The sequence below is a fragment of the Sporolactobacillus putidus genome, assembly GCF_014647035.1.
Taxonomy (GTDB): domain Bacteria; phylum Bacillota; class Bacilli; order Bacillales; family Sporolactobacillaceae; genus Sporolactobacillus; species Sporolactobacillus putidus.
In genome coordinates, this window is sequence record NZ_BMOK01000005.1 from 156733 (window position 1) to 172347 (window position 15615).

Genomic DNA, 15615 nt, shown 5'->3' on the forward strand with positions numbered 1-15615 from the left:
AAGTGTAAAGACAGGTGGCGGTCAATGTTTATGCCTTTTATTGCATTCTTTATGTCAGTACTATTAAAAAATCCTGTTATTCTATCTTGCCGCGAATCGGCATGTTAAACTGAAAACAAAATGCTGCAAGATGGCGGGAGGCGGGAACAATGGATTTGTCGGAAGTGCAAGATTGGGAGATTAACTTTTACAGCAAGAGAGGCTGGAAGGATCTGGGGCCATTTATCAGGGCCGGATTTTTAATGGAAGAAGTCGGTGAAGTGTCCAGGGCTGTCCGCGCCTATGAAATCGGCCGGGATCATCCCGAAGAACGGAAAAAGTCAAAAAATGAGATCAGACAAAATCTGGCTGAAGAGATGGGTGATGTGCTGTCCAATCTGGCCGTTCTTGCCGATCTCTATCATATAAGTCTTGAAGAGATCGTAAGGGCACATCAGGATAAATTAAAAAAGCGTTTCAATAGTAAAGGGGGGGAGGCTTGAGAATGGGCGGACAGACGGTTTATTTCAACCACGATGCCGGAATCGACGATCTTGTCTCGCTTTTTCTGCTCCTTCAGATGGAAAATGTGACGCTGAGCGGGGTCTCAGTAATACCGGCGGACGGTTATGTGACGCCCGGCGTGCAGGCAAGCCGGAAAATCATTGACCGGTTTGGCAAGAAAATAGTTGAGGTCGCGCGTTCCAATTCAAGGGGGCTGAATCCTTTTCCAAAAGAATGGCGGATGCATCCCTTCTTCGTGGATGCCCTGCCACTGCTTAATGAGTCGGGGCAAGTCGATACTCCGCTGAGCGTCCTCCCGGCTCATGAGCATCTGATTCAAAAAGTGTCGGAAAACCCCGGGCAAACCACTTTACTCTGTACGGGACCGCTGACGGATGTGGCACGCTCGCTTGACCGCGCTCCTGAAATTGAAACGAAAATAGACCACCTGGTCTGGATGGGCGGCACTCTGAACCCGGTCGGTAATGTACAGGAACCGGAACATGACGGTTCGGCGGAGTGGAATGCCTTTTGGGATCCCGAAGCCGCGGCAAGAGTATGGGAGAGCCGCATTCCTATTCAAATGGTGGCCCTTGAAAGCACGCACCAGGTACCGCTGACTGTTCCGGTCCGTAATCGCTGGGCATCCATGAGAAGATATACAGGCCTTGATTTTATCGGCCAGTGCTATGCGGCAGTACCTCCTCTTGTCCACTTTGAAACAAATTCCACCTATTTTTTATGGGATGTTCTGACAACGATGACAGTGGGCAGGCCTGAGCTGGCTAAAACGAAAACTGTTTATACGAGCGTTCATACAGAGGAGAGAAGCGGGGGGAGGATTGAGGAGACCGAAGACGGCCGCCCGGTTGATATCGTCTATGATGTCGATGCGGAAGACTTCTTCGCATCGATCATCCGACTGGCAAAAAAAGCATAACAAAAAAAGGTGATTTTCGTGACAGCGGCGAAATGATTAATAATGCAGACGGATTCTGTTTCAAGAATTGCCCATACATAAGCCGCGTCTGTTTGCAGGCTGCAGAAAAGGAGAAATGCCGGATGGAAAAAGTTGATGACCGTTTGGATCGTAGAACAGATACCAAGTCCTCATCATTTGTCGAACGCTTCTTTACGCACTTTTTGAAGCAAAAGGATGTATCAACCGTTTTTGGGGAAACCATCGACGCCGGCAATAAAAAAATCGTTCCCGTTGCAACGGTACGGTATATGGGCGGCGGCGGTTTTAAAGATGAAAAAGATAATCTACCTACGGACAGAGGAGGCGGGGGAGGCGGATACCTTTCTGTCAAGCCGCTCGGTTTTTATGAAATCACTGAAGAAAAAACCACGTACAAACCGGCCGTCGATATCAACTTTTTTATTTTGGTTCTTACCATATTTACATTGGGACTGGCCCTGATTATAAAGAGATCCGTCAAGAAGTAAATAAAAGGCAGCCTGAGAGGCTGCCTTTTATGTTTTCAATGACTGGCACTTATTTCTGAATCAATAGCCGACTTCAACAGAGGCGTTAACAATATACATCAGGTCATTCTTATCGTTTTTTTCCTTCAAAACAATGCCGCTCGGGGCCGCCATTCCGCCGTCCACCACATCAACCGTGACCGTTCCGTACGGTATTTCGGCTTTCACCTTGTCCGTATCCAGGAAATCCTTGTCGAGCGGGACGGCCAGACGAATGTTGACCTTCATGTTGTTCAGGTCATGGTCAGGCAGAAATTCGGTAATGCCGGGCATTGAGTTTTTATGGATGGCATCAATGACCGCACGTACAGCCGCTGTTGTCACATCCTGGCCGTGAACATCAACCCCGACACCGGTTTCGATAAATAAAAGATGTTCCATAGTTATTCCTCCTTCTCGCCCATAGTCACATTCATTATAGCAGAACAAAAAAGTCACCCACAAATTCGTATGACTGAACACTATGTCAGAAGATACGACAAACTTGTACATTTTTTTTTGAAATGATCTAAACTTGGGAAGGCATGCAGGAAGAGATCAAAATGAGAGTTTCCTATGAAAGGAATATAGAATCAATCCGGCACCGCTGTTCTGCCTAAAAGAGACAGAGAAGTTGGGGATAGTTTCCATTTATATGCTGTATTCATAAAAAAGCGGGACGTTCAAGGTCGGAAATCAACTGAAAGGCGAACGTTTTTTCGAAAATGATCTTGAATTTTCGCCTTTTTTGTCTGCTTTTAATGTTTATTTTTTTTTATGGATAGGCTATAGTTAAATTTGTGAGTTGCGACATTAAAAAAAAACGGGGGGTTTTTTTGTGTTCAAAAAGAGAATAGCGATCCTTGCAGCATGCGTCGTCGTCCTTGCGACCATTCTCGCAGGCTGCGGCAGCAAAAGCGGCACCACTTCAGGCACTTCCGGCAAGAGCGCTTTTAAAGCCGGAATGGTTACGGATACCGGCGGTGTGAATGACAAGTCCTTCAACCAATCTTCATGGGAAGGTCTGCAGAGCTTTGCCAAGGATAACCAGTTAAAAGTGGGTACGGATGTTAAGTATCTTCAATCGACGCAGGCATCCGATTATTCTCCAAACCTGAATCAGCTCGTCCATCAGAATTATAATGTGGTCTTCGGCATTGGCTTCCTGATGCAGAATGATGTACAGAATGTAGCCGAACAGAATCCTAATGCTAAACTTGGCATTATTGATGCGGTTGCTGTAGGAAAGGACAATAAACCGCTGAAAAATGTGGCCAGCATGACGTTCAAAGAAGAGCAGGGTTCGTTCCTTGTCGGTGTTGTGGCCGGTATGATGACGAAAACAAACCAGGTTGGTTTTATCGGCGGCGTTAACTCGGCACTGATTAAAAAATTCGAAAATGGTTTCAAAGCCGGGGTCAAGGCGGTTAACCCGAAGGCGAGCATCGATGTCCAGTACGCAGGTGCCTTCAATGCTCCTGATAAGGGACAGGCCATTGCTTCAACGATGTATACGAAGGGCGCGGACATCATCTATGCTGCAGCAGGCGACACCGGAAACGGCGTATTTACCGAAGCAAAAGACCGGACAAAGAACGGAAAGAAGGTCTGGGTTATCGGTGTCGACAAGGATCAGTATGCTCAGGGACTTCCTCAAAACGTGACTTTAACTTCAATGGTTAAACGCGTAGACAAAGCCATCTATGATGTTGCAACGAAAGCCAAAGCAGGCAAATTCCCTGGCGGCCAGGTACTTATGTACGGGTTGAAAGAAAATGGTGTCGGCATCGCACCGACAACAAAGAACTTGCCTCAGAAGGTGCTTGATAGTGTGAATTCCTACAAACAGAAAATTATTGACGGCAGCATCAAGGTGCCGACGACAGACCAGGAATATCAGACATATCTTTCTAACTTGAAGTAAGATGCATTGACCTGATGGATGAGGCGGAAAGCGGCCCCATCCATCATTATTATTATTTTTAAGGCCGTTTCCTTAAGTGCTTGTTTAAAAAGTCACCCAATGATAGGTCGAAATCCTGTGTTACGGTTCGTATCCCTTAGATAAGCCGCAGAATTTGATTTTTGCTTGTCATTCGTTGTTTTTTTAGATGCACATCCGCATGATGACATAAATAGCCTCCATCCCAATATTCGGCACTCATTTTCATGCTTCTTTAGCGAATATAATGAGCGGCTGCATGGTTCATTGGGTCACTTTTAATCTATTTAATAATGAACATTGATTACATAATTTGAGATTGGAGACAGAGGAATGCCCTACGCTATTGAAATGAAACATATCAGGAAAGAATTTCCCGGTATTATAGCCAATGACGACATTAACCTTCAAGTGGAGGAAGGAGAAATACATGCTCTTTTTGGGGAAAATGGGGCGGGGAAATCAACACTGATGAATGTGCTGTTCGGCCTTTACCAGCCGGATGAAGGCGAAATCTATGTTCACGGGAAAAAAGTGCGGATCGCCGATCCGAATGACGCTAATCGTCTTGGAATCGGAATGGTTCATCAGCACTTCATGCTTGTCGAAAAATTTACAGTTGCTGAAAATATCATATTGGGCAGAGAGCCGACGATTCACGGAAGGCTGGATATGACCAAAGCTGTAAAGATTGTCAGTGATCTGTCGGAAAAATACGGACTTGACGTTGATCCAATGAAAAAAGTTGAAGACATAACAGTGGGCATGCAGCAGCGTGTTGAGATTCTCAAGACACTGTACCGAGGGTCGGACATCCTGATTTTCGATGAGCCGACAGCAGTGCTGACGCCGCTTGAAATCAAAGAACTGATTGACATCATGAAGCGTCTTGTCAAAGAGGGCAAATCGATCATTCTGATTACCCACAAGCTTAAAGAGATCTTTGAGGCATGCGACCGCTGCACCGTCATCCGCCGCGGGAAAATAATCGGCACCATCGGCATCGGCGAGACGAATCCGAGCGACCTGGCAGATATGATGGTCGGCCGAAAGGTGAATGTCCGGATCAACAACGCGCCGTATGAGCCAAAGGAAAAAGTACTTGAGATCAGGGACCTGACGGTGCTGGATTCCAGAAAAGTCAAAGCAGTGAATCAGCTGAATCTGACCGTGCACGGTGGTGAAATTATGGGCATCGCCGGTGTGGATGGCAATGGCCAGACGGAGCTGGTTGAAGCTATTGCGGGTCTTCGAAAAGTAAAAGAAGGCGCCATTGAAATCAACGGCAATGACGTGACCAACCATAAAACAAGAAAAATCATTGAAGCGGGACTGGGCTATATTCCCGAAGACCGGCAGAAACACGGGCTGGTGCTGGACTTTTCTATCGGTGAAAATATGGTTCTTCAGACCTACTACAAGAAACCCTATGCGTTTGCGGGCGTACTCAACAATAAAGTGATTTCAAAAAAAGCGAAACAGCTGATCCATGAATATGACGTGCGGACACCCGGTGAGAAAACCCTTGCGCGATCGCTTTCCGGAGGCAACCAGCAAAAAGTGATTGTCGCCCGGGAAGTAGACCGCAGCCCGCAGCTGCTTGTGGCGGCGCAGCCGACCCGCGGGCTCGATATCGGAGCGATTGAGTTTATTCATGGAAAACTGCTTGAAGAGAAGGAAAAAGGGAAAGCGGTACTTCTTGTTTCGTTTGAACTGGATGAAATTCTTCACTTGAGCGACCGTATTGCCGTCATTTTCGAAGGGCGTATTATTGATATTGTCAATCCGAAAGAAACAAATGAAAATGAACTCGGCTTGCTGATGGCCGGCCGCAAAAAAGAGGAGGCGCAGGCATGAGTAAAATGCTGAGTAAAATTCAGTGGATGAAGCTTCTGGTGCCCATTGTGTCCGTGGTGCTGGGCCTGCTCTGCGGAGCCATTATCATGGTGGCTGCAGGGTACAATCCGCTTTTGGCCTATGGATCAATTGTTCAATCTATTTTTCTTCAACCCTATTATACGGGCGAAACCATCCGTGCCATGATTCCGCTTGTCCTGTCGGGACTTGCTGTAGCTTTCGCCTTCCGTACGGGTCTGTTCAATATCGGCGTTGAAGGACAGCTGCTTGTCGGATGGTTTGCATCGGTTGCGGCGGCGATTGTGTTTGAAGGGCTCCCCAAAGTTATTCTGCTTCCGCTCTGCATCATTGCAGGAGGGGCTGCCGGGGGGATATGGGGCTTCCTTCCGGGTTTCCTGAAAGCGCGGTTCAAAGTTCATGAGGTTATTTCAACCATTATGATGAACTATATCGCCCTCTATACGACCAGCTATCTCATCAAAAATTTTCTCTATACGGAGGGCGAACGAACACCGACGATTCCTTCGGCGGCATCGCTGGCTTCCCCGACCCTCGCCAATCTGACGCAGGGCTCCAGGCTGCACTGGGGCTTTATCGTTGCCATCCTCGCTGCGGTCGCCATGTGGTTTATCCTATGGAAAACAACGAGGGGTTATGAGCTCAGGGCGGTCGGCTTCAGCCCTGACGCCTCAAAATACGCGGGCATGAATGTCAGCCGCAATATTATTCTGTCGATGACTATTTCGGGCATATTTGCCGGACTCTCCGGTGCAATGGAAGGACTGGGCACATACCAGTATATGATGATTAATTCGACTTTTACCGGTATCGGGTTTAATGGAATTGCCGTTGCGCTTCTTGGGCTGAACACGCCTGTCGGTGTGATTCTCGCCGGAGCGCTGTTTGCGGGACTGCAGACTGGCGGGCTGACGATGCAATCGGTGGCGGGCGTGCCTGTTGAGCTCATTCAAATCGTTATTGCACTTATTATTTTCTTTGTCGGATCAAGCTATGTAATTAAGTGGGCACTGCTTCGCTTTTCAATGAGGGGGCATAAAAATTGAGTATACTTGAAGTCCTTGCGATCATTGTACCTTCGACGCTTTTAACCGCAGCTCCATTAATTTTTACGGCACTGGGCGGTGTTTTTTCTGAGCGTTCCGGGGTTGTCAACATCGGCCTGGAAGGCTTGATGTCTGTCGGTGCATTCACCGCGGCAATTGCCACGTTGTTCCTTGAACATGCGGGTTTTGGCAATGCCTCACCATGGATCGCCATTCTCATTGCGGCAGTTGCCGGAGCGATTTTTTCTTTGATCCATGCCGTCGTGTCCATTACTTTCAGAGCGGATCAGACGGTCAGCGGCGTTGCCCTCAATTTTCTGGCAGCGGGACTTACGATATTTCTTGTTAAGCTGATTTATAATGGGAATGGACAGACGCCTTACATTGCACACAATATTAATAAAATCAGCGTTCCTGTGCTGTCCAATATTCCGATCATCGGACCTATTTTCTTTCAGCAGGTCACCTATACGTCTTATCTCGCAATATTCGTGTCGTTTGTTGTCTGGTATATTATTTTTAAGACTTCTTTTGGTCTTCGTCTGCGCTCCGTCGGGGAGCACCCTGCCGCGGCAGACACGCTGGGTATCAATGTGACCCGTATGCGCTACATCGGCGTCATGCTGAGCGGCTTTTTCGGCGGGATCGGCGGCGCCGTTTACCTGGTGACGATTACGGCGAATTACAATGTTTCAACCATTGCCGGCCAGGGCTTCCTGGCGCTTGCTGCCATGGTTTTCGGCAAATGGCACCCGATCGGCGCGATGGGCGCGTCTCTTTTCTTCGGGTTCGCACAGGCGCTCAGTATCACGAGCCAGCAAATTCCTTATATTGACAGGCTTCCATCAGTTGTGATGATGGTCGCGCCGTATGTTCTGACGCTTATTGTTCTGACAGGATTTGTCGGGCGCGCCGAGCCCCCAAAGGCGGACGGGATACCGTATATCAAGGGACAGAGGTAACGGCGATCGTCTGAAATTAATCAAATTAATACCGCCGCTGTGATTAACGCACAGCGGTATTTTTTGTGCCGGGGCAGCGGGTGGTTGAAAACAGGCCGCTGACAAAAAAGTCGTTGTCCGGCAAATGAGATCCGGATCATCCGACAACGAATGCGGCCGATTAACCGAATCTATGAGAGCAAAAAAAATTTCACATTTGCTGAATAATAGTAAAAAAATACGGAATTTGTCAGAGCACAAGATCTGTTTTTTCGCTATAATGAATTTACACAGCTTAACAGGCTGAAGATGTTTGAAAAACGGGCACGGAAGGACAGCGTTTTAAACAGTCTTCGGCAGATGGAGGATGGATTGATGACAGCGATATGCCTTGTCAGGCATGGAGAGACGGATTGGAATGCGATCGGCAGACTTCAGGGACGCGAAGATATCCCTCTGAATGCTAGAGGGAAGGAGCAGGCAAAAATAGTCGGACAGTATCTGCAAAATTCGAAATTCGCCGCTGTATTTACAAGTCCGCTGGCAAGGGCGAAGGAAACGGCACGGATTGTGAACAGATATGTGGGCGATCTTCCCCTGTTTGAAAGCAGCGACTTTATCGAGAAGGACTACGGTCACGCATCGGGTATGACCGTTCAGGAGCGCGACAGCCATTTTCCGAACGGCGATATTCCGGGAATGGAATCGTTCAGTCATATAAAAGAGCGCGTGATGGGCGGACTGGAAAGGGTCAGAGAAAGATTTCCGGATCATCACATTCTGCTTGTTGCACACGGCGGCCTGATTAACGTCATTCTGGCGGTACTGTCGGAAGGCAGAATTGGGACCGGAAAAACGAAACTGTTCAATACATGCATTAGTGATATCGTCTCAAACGGGAATTCCTGGAAAATCATCGACTATAATCGGATCGATCATTTAGGCAGCTTCGCCAAAGTGACCAGCATCTGACCGAGCCGGAAGACGCAACAAAAAAAGGAGCGAATCGCTCGCTCCTTTCCAGGATCTTTATAAGCGGGTGATGGGAATCGAACCCACGACGAGAGCTTGGGAAGCTCTAATTTTACCATTAAACTACACCCGCATGCCGTTGCCAATACTTCACAAAGACAAACAGTATAATATAGGAAAATCTGTTTTTTGTCAATAACGGCTTTGAGAGAGAAGTGAGGCAGGCTTTACGGGAATTCGGCCAAGGCAAGATATAAAGCAGATCGGCAATAATTTGAAAGATGGGAGCGAAAGATAGTGAAAGCTATTTTAACGGTGATTGGCAAGGACAATGTGGGGATTATTGCCGGCGTCAGCAGCCAGCTTGCGGATCTTCAGATCAATATTCTGGATGTGACTCAGACCATAATGAACGGCTACTTTACAATGATGATGATCCTCGATTTATCGAAAGCAGCCGAAAACTTTGGCGAGATTAAAAAGGCGCTGGCCGATAAGGGCGAGGCGCTGAATGTCCAGATTAAAATTCAGAGAGAGGAAATCTTTACTTCGATGCACAGTTTATGATACGGGGGTTTTTGAAAAACAATGGAGACAACACAAATACTCGAAACAATCCGGATGATTGAGGAAGAAAAACTGGATATCCGGACGATAACCATGGGCATTTCTCTTTTAGACTGTATTGAAAGCGACGGAACGAAGGCAAGAAAAAAAATATATGACAAAATCACACGGCTTGCGGAAAACCTGGTAAAGACTGGTGAAGACATTGAAAACGAATTTGGCATCCCGATCATTCACAAACGCATATCTGTGACGCCGATAGCACTTGTCGCCGGCGCGTCTGAAGATGAGAACTATACCGCCTATGCCGAAACACTGGATAAGGCGGCAAAAGAGACCGGTGTCAATTTTATCGGCGGTTTCAGTGCACTTGTGCAGAAGGGGTATACGACCGGCGACCAGCGCCTGATTCAGTCGATTCCGGAAGCGCTCCGGACCACGGAGCTCGTCTGTTCTTCGGTCAATGTTGGCTCGACGCGTACGGGGATCAACATGGACGCAGTCGGTGAAATGGGGCGTATTATCAGGAAAACGGCGGAACTGACGGCGGATCGGCAAGGGCTGGGATGCGCCAAACTGGTTGTTTTTGCCAACGCTGTCGAAGATAATCCATTCATGGCTGGCGCTTTTCACGGCGTCGGGGAAGCCGATTGCGTCCTCAATGTGGGCGTCAGTGGACCTGGAGTAGTCAAAAGAGCGCTTGAAAAAGTAAAGGGGGAACGCTTCGATATTGTTTCGGAGACGATAAAGAAGATCGCATTTAAAATCACGCGAATGGGCCAGCTCGTCGGCCACGAGGCTTCGTCACGTCTCGGTGTGCCGTTCGGCATTGTCGATCTTTCTCTTGCCCCCACCCCGGCTGTTGGCGATTCTGTCGCTCGTATTCTTGAAGAAATGGGCCTCGAGTCTTGCGGCACGCATGGAACGACGGCGGCTCTCGCTTTGCTGAATGACGCTGTAAAGAAGGGCGGAGTTATGGCCTGCAGCCATGTCGGCGGTTTGAGCGGCGCCTTTATTCCGGTTTCCGAGGATGCGGGTATGATTGAAGCTGTAGAAGCTGGTTCTCTGAATCTTGAAAAGCTGGAAGCGATGACTGCGGTTTGCTCGGTCGGACTGGATATGATCGCCGTTCCCGGAGATACACCTGCCGAAACCATTTCCGCGATGATCGCCGACGAAGCAGCCATCGGCGTGATTAATAATAAGACCACGGCTGTGCGGGTGATCCCCGCACCGGGCAAAAAGGTCGGAGACAATGTTGAATTTGGCGGGTTGCTCGGACGCGCACCGGTCATGGCGGTGAATAACCATTCGTCCGCGAATTTTATTTCGCGCGGCGGGCGTATCCCTGCCCCGATCCACTCCTTTAAAAATTAAAGAAAAATAGGTGGCGGGAAAGTTCAGATTGGCGGCTTTTCCAGAGACGGAGCATCAAACCTCATCAATTCTTTCAGCTTTGGTATAATAAGCTTATGGGTATTTTGCCAGCTGATTCTCATGAGCACGAATCAAAAGGGATCCGCACGATTGCCCGCGGATCCCTTTTGATTTCTTTATTTATTTTGTTGCTTTGTTTCACTGACGCTGTCATCACCGGTTCTCTGAGCGCGTTCTTTTTCTTCAACCGAGTGTTCGTCAAGCGGCTGTGCAAATTCTTCTCCGGTTAAAGCAGCTGACTGGGTTTGTTTGTTCAGCTGTTCGGCATTCGTTTCATGCTTTGGCATTTATTCTTCACGGCTTTCTGATAATTTTTGGCACTGTTGCTTCGCCGTTCATTAGTATGGGCCGTTTTCATTCAATTATCCCCAAAGAGTCACGGCTTTTATTAAAACGCAACGGTATGGATGAAGGATCATATTCTGATAAAGAACATCATTGTAAAAGGGAAAATAAGGAAATTGTCCATGCTTTGGAAGCAGGGGGTAACAAAATGAACACGATCGTTATGTTGTCAGGCAGTCCGGCACCCGCATCCCGTTCGGAAAAGGTGCTTCAATATATAGGAAAAATGCTGGGCGGGCAAAATTTTACCGTGAAAATGATGTCGGTTCGGGAAGTCTCTCCTGAAACCCTGTTTCACGGCGACTATCAAGCGGCGGAAATCGTTAGAATTTCGGAATGCCTTGCCCGGGCGGATGGCGTTATCATCGTCTCTCCGGTGTACAAAGTGTCGCTTACGGGCATATTAAAAGCATTGCTGGATCTCCTGCCGAGAGATATTTTTAAGGGAAAACCTGTCTTGCCGATTATGGTCGGCGGAACTGAAAAACATTTTATGGCTCTGGATTACGCATTGAAACCGGTACTTTCTTTTATGAAAGGTGAATTGCTTCAAGGCGTCTACGTCCTGGAAAAATGGGTTGACCAATCGGCGAACCCACCGATTCAGGATGAGAACACGGTTCGGCGGATCGAGGGACAGATTGATCAGCTGATCGATCATATTCGGAAAAATGGAAATGTATCGGCGAACAGCTGAAATTTTAGAAAACCGGTGAATCTTTGGCAAAGGGTGGCATGGGAATGGCAAAAGGCAGACTGGATCAGGCAGACCTCACTCAAAACATTGAAAGCAGAAGAAAATATAATAAGAAATTAGAGAAGTATCAGCTAAGGCTTCTTGCGCTGCAGCACCAGCTCGTTGAAAATAAAATTGCCGTCATTTTTGTTTTCGAAGGCTGGGACGCTGCCGGAAAGGGCAGCGCGATCAAACGGGCGGTCGCCAACCTTGATCCGAGGCGTGTTCGTGTAACCTCGATCGCCGCTCCGGCCCCCCACGAAAAAAGGTATCATTATATGCAGCGCTTCTGGCGCAAAATTCCACAATACGGCCAGATCGCGATTTTCGACCGTTCCTGGTATGGCCGGGTCCTTGTCGAGCGGGTTGAGGGTTTTGCGGAGAAAAAAGAATGGAAACGTGCCTATGAAGAAATTAACGATTTTGAAAAACTGCTGACCGACGATCACTATATCATTGAAAAATTCTGGCTGCATATCAGCAAGGATGAACAATACAAGCGTTTTAAGGAACGCGAGGAAAACCCGATGAAGCGCTGGAAGATTACAAGTGAAGACTGGCGCAACCGGGCGAAATGGGACGAGTACGCCGAAGCGGCTGAAGAGATGTTTGAAAAAACGGATCGTCCGAACGCACCCTGGCATATTATTCCGGCAAACAGCAAGTGGTTTGCCCGTATCGCCGTGGTGAAACAGATGGTCAAGGCCATTGAAAATTATTTAATAAAACGCGGAATCCCCATTCAGTCTTTTCCGGATCGTGACGATAACGATGGTCCGGAGAATAAGTTTGAGGAAAGTTCTGTTCCTGAAAAAAATTCCGAAAAAAACGTTTCCGGCAAAATCGCTGAGACGGCGGAGTCAGGCAGGAATTGACAGAAACAGGATGAATGAAATCACTCTTTTTTAGTTCAGAAATGAATTGAAGGTCAACACAAAGCGTTCAACGCCCTGATTTTCGGGTGCTGGCGCTTTTACACCGTTTACCGACATTCAGATCGTTTTCAAAGTTTTTAATCCCCATTTCTTTTTGAATTAAGATATACTTTAAGTGCGGAAAAATGGCGGCGAAGGCTGGGCGGCAAGCAGTGAATGCTGCATGCCGGGCCTTGCCGGGATACCCACCTGAAGTAAACGGGCCGCTTAAGCTGCGGAGAAAGAAGCCATATCCAGGGGCCTGCCAGGCAAACAGGTTCATTTGCACTCATTTCGGGTTCTTATATGATCAGTGAGGGGGTCCATAATGTGGAGATTTTACAGAAGCATGCGATGATCGATATCGGTTCCAACTCCATTCGGCTGGTAGTTATAGGCATCGACAAGAACTTTTTTTTTGAGGAACTGCATAACTTCAAGGCGGTTGCCAGACTCAGCGACTACATAGATGCAAACGACAATCTGGATCAGGAAGGAATCTCCATTCTTCTGACTGTTCTGAAACGGTTTCAATCAATTCTCGGCCGGGAAAAAAATGTGACGGTGGTCGATGCCGTTGCAACGGCGGCGATGCGAAAAGCGAAGAATCGCGATCGTGTATTTGCCCTTGTTAAAAAACAGACAGGGCTGGCCATCCGCCTGCTTCCGGGTTTAAAAGAAGCTTATTATGGCTATTATGCGATCATCAACTCAACATTCATAGAAAACGGCATTTCCATCGATATCGGCGGCGGAAGTACTGAAGTTACGATGTTTCTGAATCGCAAGCTGATTCACGCACATTCTTTTTCATTCGGTGCTGTAACTCTATATAATACGTTCTACGCGAGCGGGGACATTAACGCAGGAAAAATGCTGGAACTATTCCTCATCAAGACTTTTTCACAATTCGACTGGCTGATCAACCAGGAGCTTCCGGTAATCGGCATAGGCGGGAGCGCGCGCAACCTGGCACGTATTGACCAGATACAGGAGCATTATCCGATGGTTGGCCTTCACCAGTATACAATGCCGCGTGAACGTCTGAGCGAGCTGACGAATACGCTGGCGTCGATGACGGTTGAAGCACGCGAGTCGATGGACGGTCTTTCTAAAGACCGTGCGGATATCATCCTTCCGGCGGCCGTCGTCATCAATACGCTTGTCGGGCTGAACCATGGCCACGCGTTCATGCTGAGCGGCGAAGGGATCCGTGAAGGCGTCTTTTATGAATGGCTGCTGGGTGCAAGGGGTGTGAATCAAATTCCTTACGTGCTTAATGAAAGCATTCGTCATCTGAGAAAAAATTTTAATCTGGATGCAAACCATACAAGCTACGTTAAAGCGCTTGCGTTTCAGATCTTCGACGGAATCAGCCCGGTGATCGAACGGAAGTTTTCTGAAAAAAGAACGGCGTGGATACTGTCGCATAGTGCGGACTTAGCTTATATCGGTGAATATGTGAATAACGAATCGAGCAGCGCGCATACCTTTTATTTATTGACAAATATTAATATCAACGGTATCAGCCATCACGACCGCCTCGCCATCGCGCTTATCGCCTCGTTCAAGTCGCGGGCAAACCTTCTTGATTTTGCCGCGCCGTTTCAGAAAATGGTCACCAAAGAGGAACTGAGGCTATACGAGACTCTGGGTGCGGTGCTGCGTCTGGCTCATGATTTCGATCGGACAAGACAGCATGTTGTTGATGAAGTCAAGGTTAAAATCTCAAGAAAAAAACCGCTGCAGCTCAGTGCCTATTATCACGATGATCCGTTCTTCGAAGACCAGGCGGCGCAAAAACACAAGAAACATCTTGAACGCGCGCTCCAGATGCCGGTTGCCATCACCTTTAAAGAACGTGCGGGCCATTTATTTAAGCGATAAGGGAGCAGGGACATGAATCCGGAAAATCCCGCCATTGAAAAAAATAAAGTGTTCAGCCGGCTGGTATTAAACTATCGCCGGCTTCAAGAGAGGAGAAAGGGGCGGGGCACGCTTTCCGGCGATATGCGGCTGATCAGTGCGGTTGCAGGCAATCTTGATGACTTTTTTGCTTCAGGAGCCGTTTTTTTGAATGAAGAATGCGGTCTGGCAGAGGACAAAGAGATACGTAAAGAAGGGGCATTTTTCAGCCTCTGCCATCAGATTGCCTCGGAACGGGACGACTTTTTCCAGAAGATCGTCCGCCCCAAATTGCTGAACGAAGATATCATTTATGACTTCTCTGCTTTTCCATCGAGGCCGGCGGATCGCGCACTTCTTAATGACCGTTTTGAAAAAATTGTTTTTCCGGCACTCACCCCTCTGGCCCTTGATGCGTCGCATCCCTTCCCCAAACTGCAGAACCGGACGTTGAATCTGGCCGCCGCCATGAAGCGTGATGGAAAGAAGAGTCTCGTCCTTGTTCAGGTTCCTGCCCTGCTTCCGCGCTGCTTCCTGCTGTCTGAAAAACCGCCTGTGTTTGTCTTTCTTGAAGCCATGATCATGCGTTTGATCACAAGGCTGTTCAGTGGTCCGGTCACTGAAGTCTCCCCTTTCAGAGTAACGCGCGAAGAGGCTGCCCCCGCATTGGCTGATGAAACCGAGCAAAACTGCCGGGGGAAAGTTGTCCGTCTAGAAGTTCAGACACCTGTCTCTCCTTTTATTAAATTAACATTGATGGAGGTTCTGGAACTGGAAGAAAGAAATGTCTTTCTGTCCGGAAGCCCGATTGATCTTAGCTGTTTAACGGTGATTAGCGATTACATGGATGCGCAGTATCCCCCATTGATCTGTCCCTGATTTGCCGTCAACCGCCGAAATGCACAATTTTCAGCATGCACTTGTCAAAACCGGCCGGATGGTGGACAATGGTGATGTTTGCAAGATGAGAAAATTACGGTCCATC

The 15615-nt window shown here is 48.0% G+C and carries 17 protein-coding genes and 1 tRNA gene; 14 read left to right on the forward strand and 4 right to left on the reverse strand.

Annotated features, from left to right (window positions below; all coding sequences use genetic code 11):
- Positions 1-149 precede the first annotated feature (149 nt).
- The 3 genes from IEX81_RS07720 (at position 150) to IEX81_RS07730 (ending at position 1932) form a co-directional block, all read left to right on the forward strand.
- On the forward strand, positions 150-482 hold the full coding sequence (locus tag IEX81_RS07720) for a MazG nucleotide pyrophosphohydrolase domain-containing protein (RefSeq protein ID WP_188802504.1): 333 nt from the start codon (positions 150-152) through the stop codon (positions 480-482).
- A 2-nt stretch (positions 483-484) separates the two neighbouring features.
- Positions 485-1423 (forward strand): nucleoside hydrolase, encoded by a 939-nt coding sequence (locus tag IEX81_RS07725; protein ID WP_188802505.1) that lies wholly within the window; start codon positions 485-487, stop codon positions 1421-1423.
- Between the two features lie 122 nt (positions 1424-1545).
- Positions 1546-1932 carry a hypothetical protein gene (locus IEX81_RS07730; protein WP_188802506.1) on the forward strand — a complete coding sequence of 129 codons (387 nt, stop codon included), beginning with the start codon at positions 1546-1548 and terminating at the stop codon, positions 1930-1932.
- Between the two features lie 60 nt (positions 1933-1992).
- On the opposite strand, the gene IEX81_RS07735 is transcribed toward IEX81_RS07730, so the two are convergent.
- Complete coding sequence (locus IEX81_RS07735) at positions 1993-2352, reverse strand: Lin0512 family protein (protein ID WP_188802507.1); 360 nt, start codon at positions 2350-2352, stop codon at positions 1993-1995.
- Positions 2353-2788: 436 nt separating this feature from the next.
- Here IEX81_RS07735 and IEX81_RS07740 point away from each other — a divergent pair, with 436 nt between their 5' ends.
- From IEX81_RS07740 to IEX81_RS07760, 5 genes are all read left to right on the forward strand, one after another.
- Complete coding sequence (locus IEX81_RS07740; protein WP_188802508.1) at positions 2789-3874, forward strand: BMP family lipoprotein; 1086 nt, start codon at positions 2789-2791, stop codon at positions 3872-3874.
- A 351-nt stretch (positions 3875-4225) separates the two neighbouring features.
- Positions 4226-5749, forward strand: coding sequence for an ABC transporter ATP-binding protein (locus tag IEX81_RS07745; RefSeq protein WP_188802509.1), 1524 nt, complete (start codon positions 4226-4228; stop codon positions 5747-5749).
- Complete coding sequence (locus IEX81_RS07750; RefSeq protein ID WP_188802510.1) at positions 5746-6813, forward strand: ABC transporter permease; 1068 nt, start codon at positions 5746-5748, stop codon at positions 6811-6813. Before IEX81_RS07745 ends, IEX81_RS07750 begins: the two co-directional genes overlap by 4 nt.
- Complete coding sequence (locus IEX81_RS07755) at positions 6810-7775, forward strand: ABC transporter permease (protein WP_188802511.1); 966 nt, start codon at positions 6810-6812, stop codon at positions 7773-7775. Before IEX81_RS07750 ends, IEX81_RS07755 begins: the two co-directional genes overlap by 4 nt.
- Positions 7776-8129: 354 nt before the next feature.
- Positions 8130-8726 (forward strand): histidine phosphatase family protein, encoded by a 597-nt coding sequence (locus tag IEX81_RS07760; protein WP_188802512.1) that lies wholly within the window; start codon positions 8130-8132, stop codon positions 8724-8726.
- 62 nt (positions 8727-8788) lie between these two features.
- On the opposite strand, the gene IEX81_RS07765 is transcribed toward IEX81_RS07760, so the two are convergent.
- Positions 8789-8859 (reverse strand) — tRNA-Gly (locus tag IEX81_RS07765).
- A gap of 164 nt (positions 8860-9023) precedes the next feature.
- Here IEX81_RS07765 and IEX81_RS07770 point away from each other — a divergent pair.
- Both IEX81_RS07770 and IEX81_RS07775 read left to right on the forward strand, forming a co-directional pair.
- Positions 9024-9293 (forward strand): ACT domain-containing protein, encoded by a 270-nt coding sequence (locus IEX81_RS07770; protein WP_188802513.1) that lies wholly within the window; start codon positions 9024-9026, stop codon positions 9291-9293.
- A 21-nt stretch (positions 9294-9314) separates the two neighbouring features.
- A complete protein-coding gene (locus tag IEX81_RS07775) occupies positions 9315-10670 on the forward strand; it encodes a PFL family protein (protein WP_188802514.1) in 1356 nt (451 codons plus the stop codon).
- A gap of 176 nt (positions 10671-10846) precedes the next feature.
- Here the strand turns inward: IEX81_RS07775 and IEX81_RS07780 are convergent, their stop codons facing one another.
- Complete coding sequence (locus tag IEX81_RS07780; RefSeq protein WP_188802515.1) at positions 10847-11017, reverse strand: hypothetical protein; 171 nt, start codon at positions 11015-11017, stop codon at positions 10847-10849.
- A 206-nt stretch (positions 11018-11223) separates the two neighbouring features.
- On the opposite strand from IEX81_RS07780, the gene ssuE reads away from it, so the two are divergent.
- Entirely contained in the window at positions 11224-11772 is a 549-nt protein-coding gene (ssuE, locus tag IEX81_RS07785; protein ID WP_188802516.1) for an NADPH-dependent FMN reductase, read from the forward strand.
- A 44-nt stretch (positions 11773-11816) separates the two neighbouring features.
- Positions 11817-12686, forward strand: a complete 870-nt coding sequence (locus IEX81_RS07790) for a polyphosphate kinase 2 family protein (protein ID WP_188802517.1) — start codon at positions 11817-11819, stop codon at positions 12684-12686.
- A 67-nt stretch (positions 12687-12753) separates the two neighbouring features.
- On the opposite strand, the gene IEX81_RS07795 is transcribed toward IEX81_RS07790, so the two are convergent.
- Positions 12754-13008, reverse strand: coding sequence for a hypothetical protein (locus tag IEX81_RS07795; RefSeq protein WP_188802518.1), 255 nt, complete (start codon positions 13006-13008; stop codon positions 12754-12756).
- A gap of 47 nt (positions 13009-13055) precedes the next feature.
- Between IEX81_RS07795 and IEX81_RS07800 the strand changes: the two genes are divergently transcribed.
- Both IEX81_RS07800 and IEX81_RS07805 read left to right on the forward strand, forming a co-directional pair.
- The gene (locus tag IEX81_RS07800) at positions 13056-14612 is read left to right on the forward strand and encodes a Ppx/GppA phosphatase family protein (RefSeq protein ID WP_188802519.1); all 1557 of its coding nucleotides are present in this window, start codon (positions 13056-13058) and stop codon (positions 14610-14612) included.
- A 12-nt stretch (positions 14613-14624) separates the two neighbouring features.
- Positions 14625-15509, forward strand: coding sequence for a polyphosphate kinase (locus IEX81_RS07805; RefSeq protein ID WP_188802520.1), 885 nt, complete (start codon positions 14625-14627; stop codon positions 15507-15509).
- The last annotated feature ends 106 nt before the right edge of the window (positions 15510-15615 follow it).

Coding starts and splice junctions, on each gene's coding strand:
- IEX81_RS07730 (WP_188802506.1), top strand. CDS start 1,546: ATGGAAAAAGTTGATGACCGTTTGGATCGTAGAACAGATACCAAGTCC.
- IEX81_RS07780 (WP_188802515.1), bottom strand. CDS start 11,017: ATGCCAAAGCATGAAACGAATGCCGAACAGCTGAACAAACAAACCCAG.
- IEX81_RS07760 (WP_188802512.1), top strand. CDS start 8,130: ATGACAGCGATATGCCTTGTCAGGCATGGAGAGACGGATTGGAATGCG.
- IEX81_RS07805 (WP_188802520.1), top strand. CDS start 14,625: ATGAATCCGGAAAATCCCGCCATTGAAAAAAATAAAGTGTTCAGCCGG.
- IEX81_RS07735 (WP_188802507.1), bottom strand. CDS start 2,352: ATGGAACATCTTTTATTTATCGAAACCGGTGTCGGGGTTGATGTTCAC.
- IEX81_RS07790 (WP_188802517.1), top strand. CDS start 11,817: ATGGCAAAAGGCAGACTGGATCAGGCAGACCTCACTCAAAACATTGAA.
- IEX81_RS07775 (WP_188802514.1), top strand. CDS start 9,315: ATGGAGACAACACAAATACTCGAAACAATCCGGATGATTGAGGAAGAA.
- IEX81_RS07720 (WP_188802504.1), top strand. CDS start 150: ATGGATTTGTCGGAAGTGCAAGATTGGGAGATTAACTTTTACAGCAAG.
- IEX81_RS07750 (WP_188802510.1), top strand. CDS start 5,746: ATGAGTAAAATGCTGAGTAAAATTCAGTGGATGAAGCTTCTGGTGCCC.
- IEX81_RS07795 (WP_188802518.1), bottom strand. CDS start 13,008: ATGAACCTGTTTGCCTGGCAGGCCCCTGGATATGGCTTCTTTCTCCGC.
- IEX81_RS07725 (WP_188802505.1), top strand. CDS start 485: ATGGGCGGACAGACGGTTTATTTCAACCACGATGCCGGAATCGACGAT.
- IEX81_RS07745 (WP_188802509.1), top strand. CDS start 4,226: ATGCCCTACGCTATTGAAATGAAACATATCAGGAAAGAATTTCCCGGT.
- ssuE (WP_188802516.1), top strand. CDS start 11,224: ATGAACACGATCGTTATGTTGTCAGGCAGTCCGGCACCCGCATCCCGT.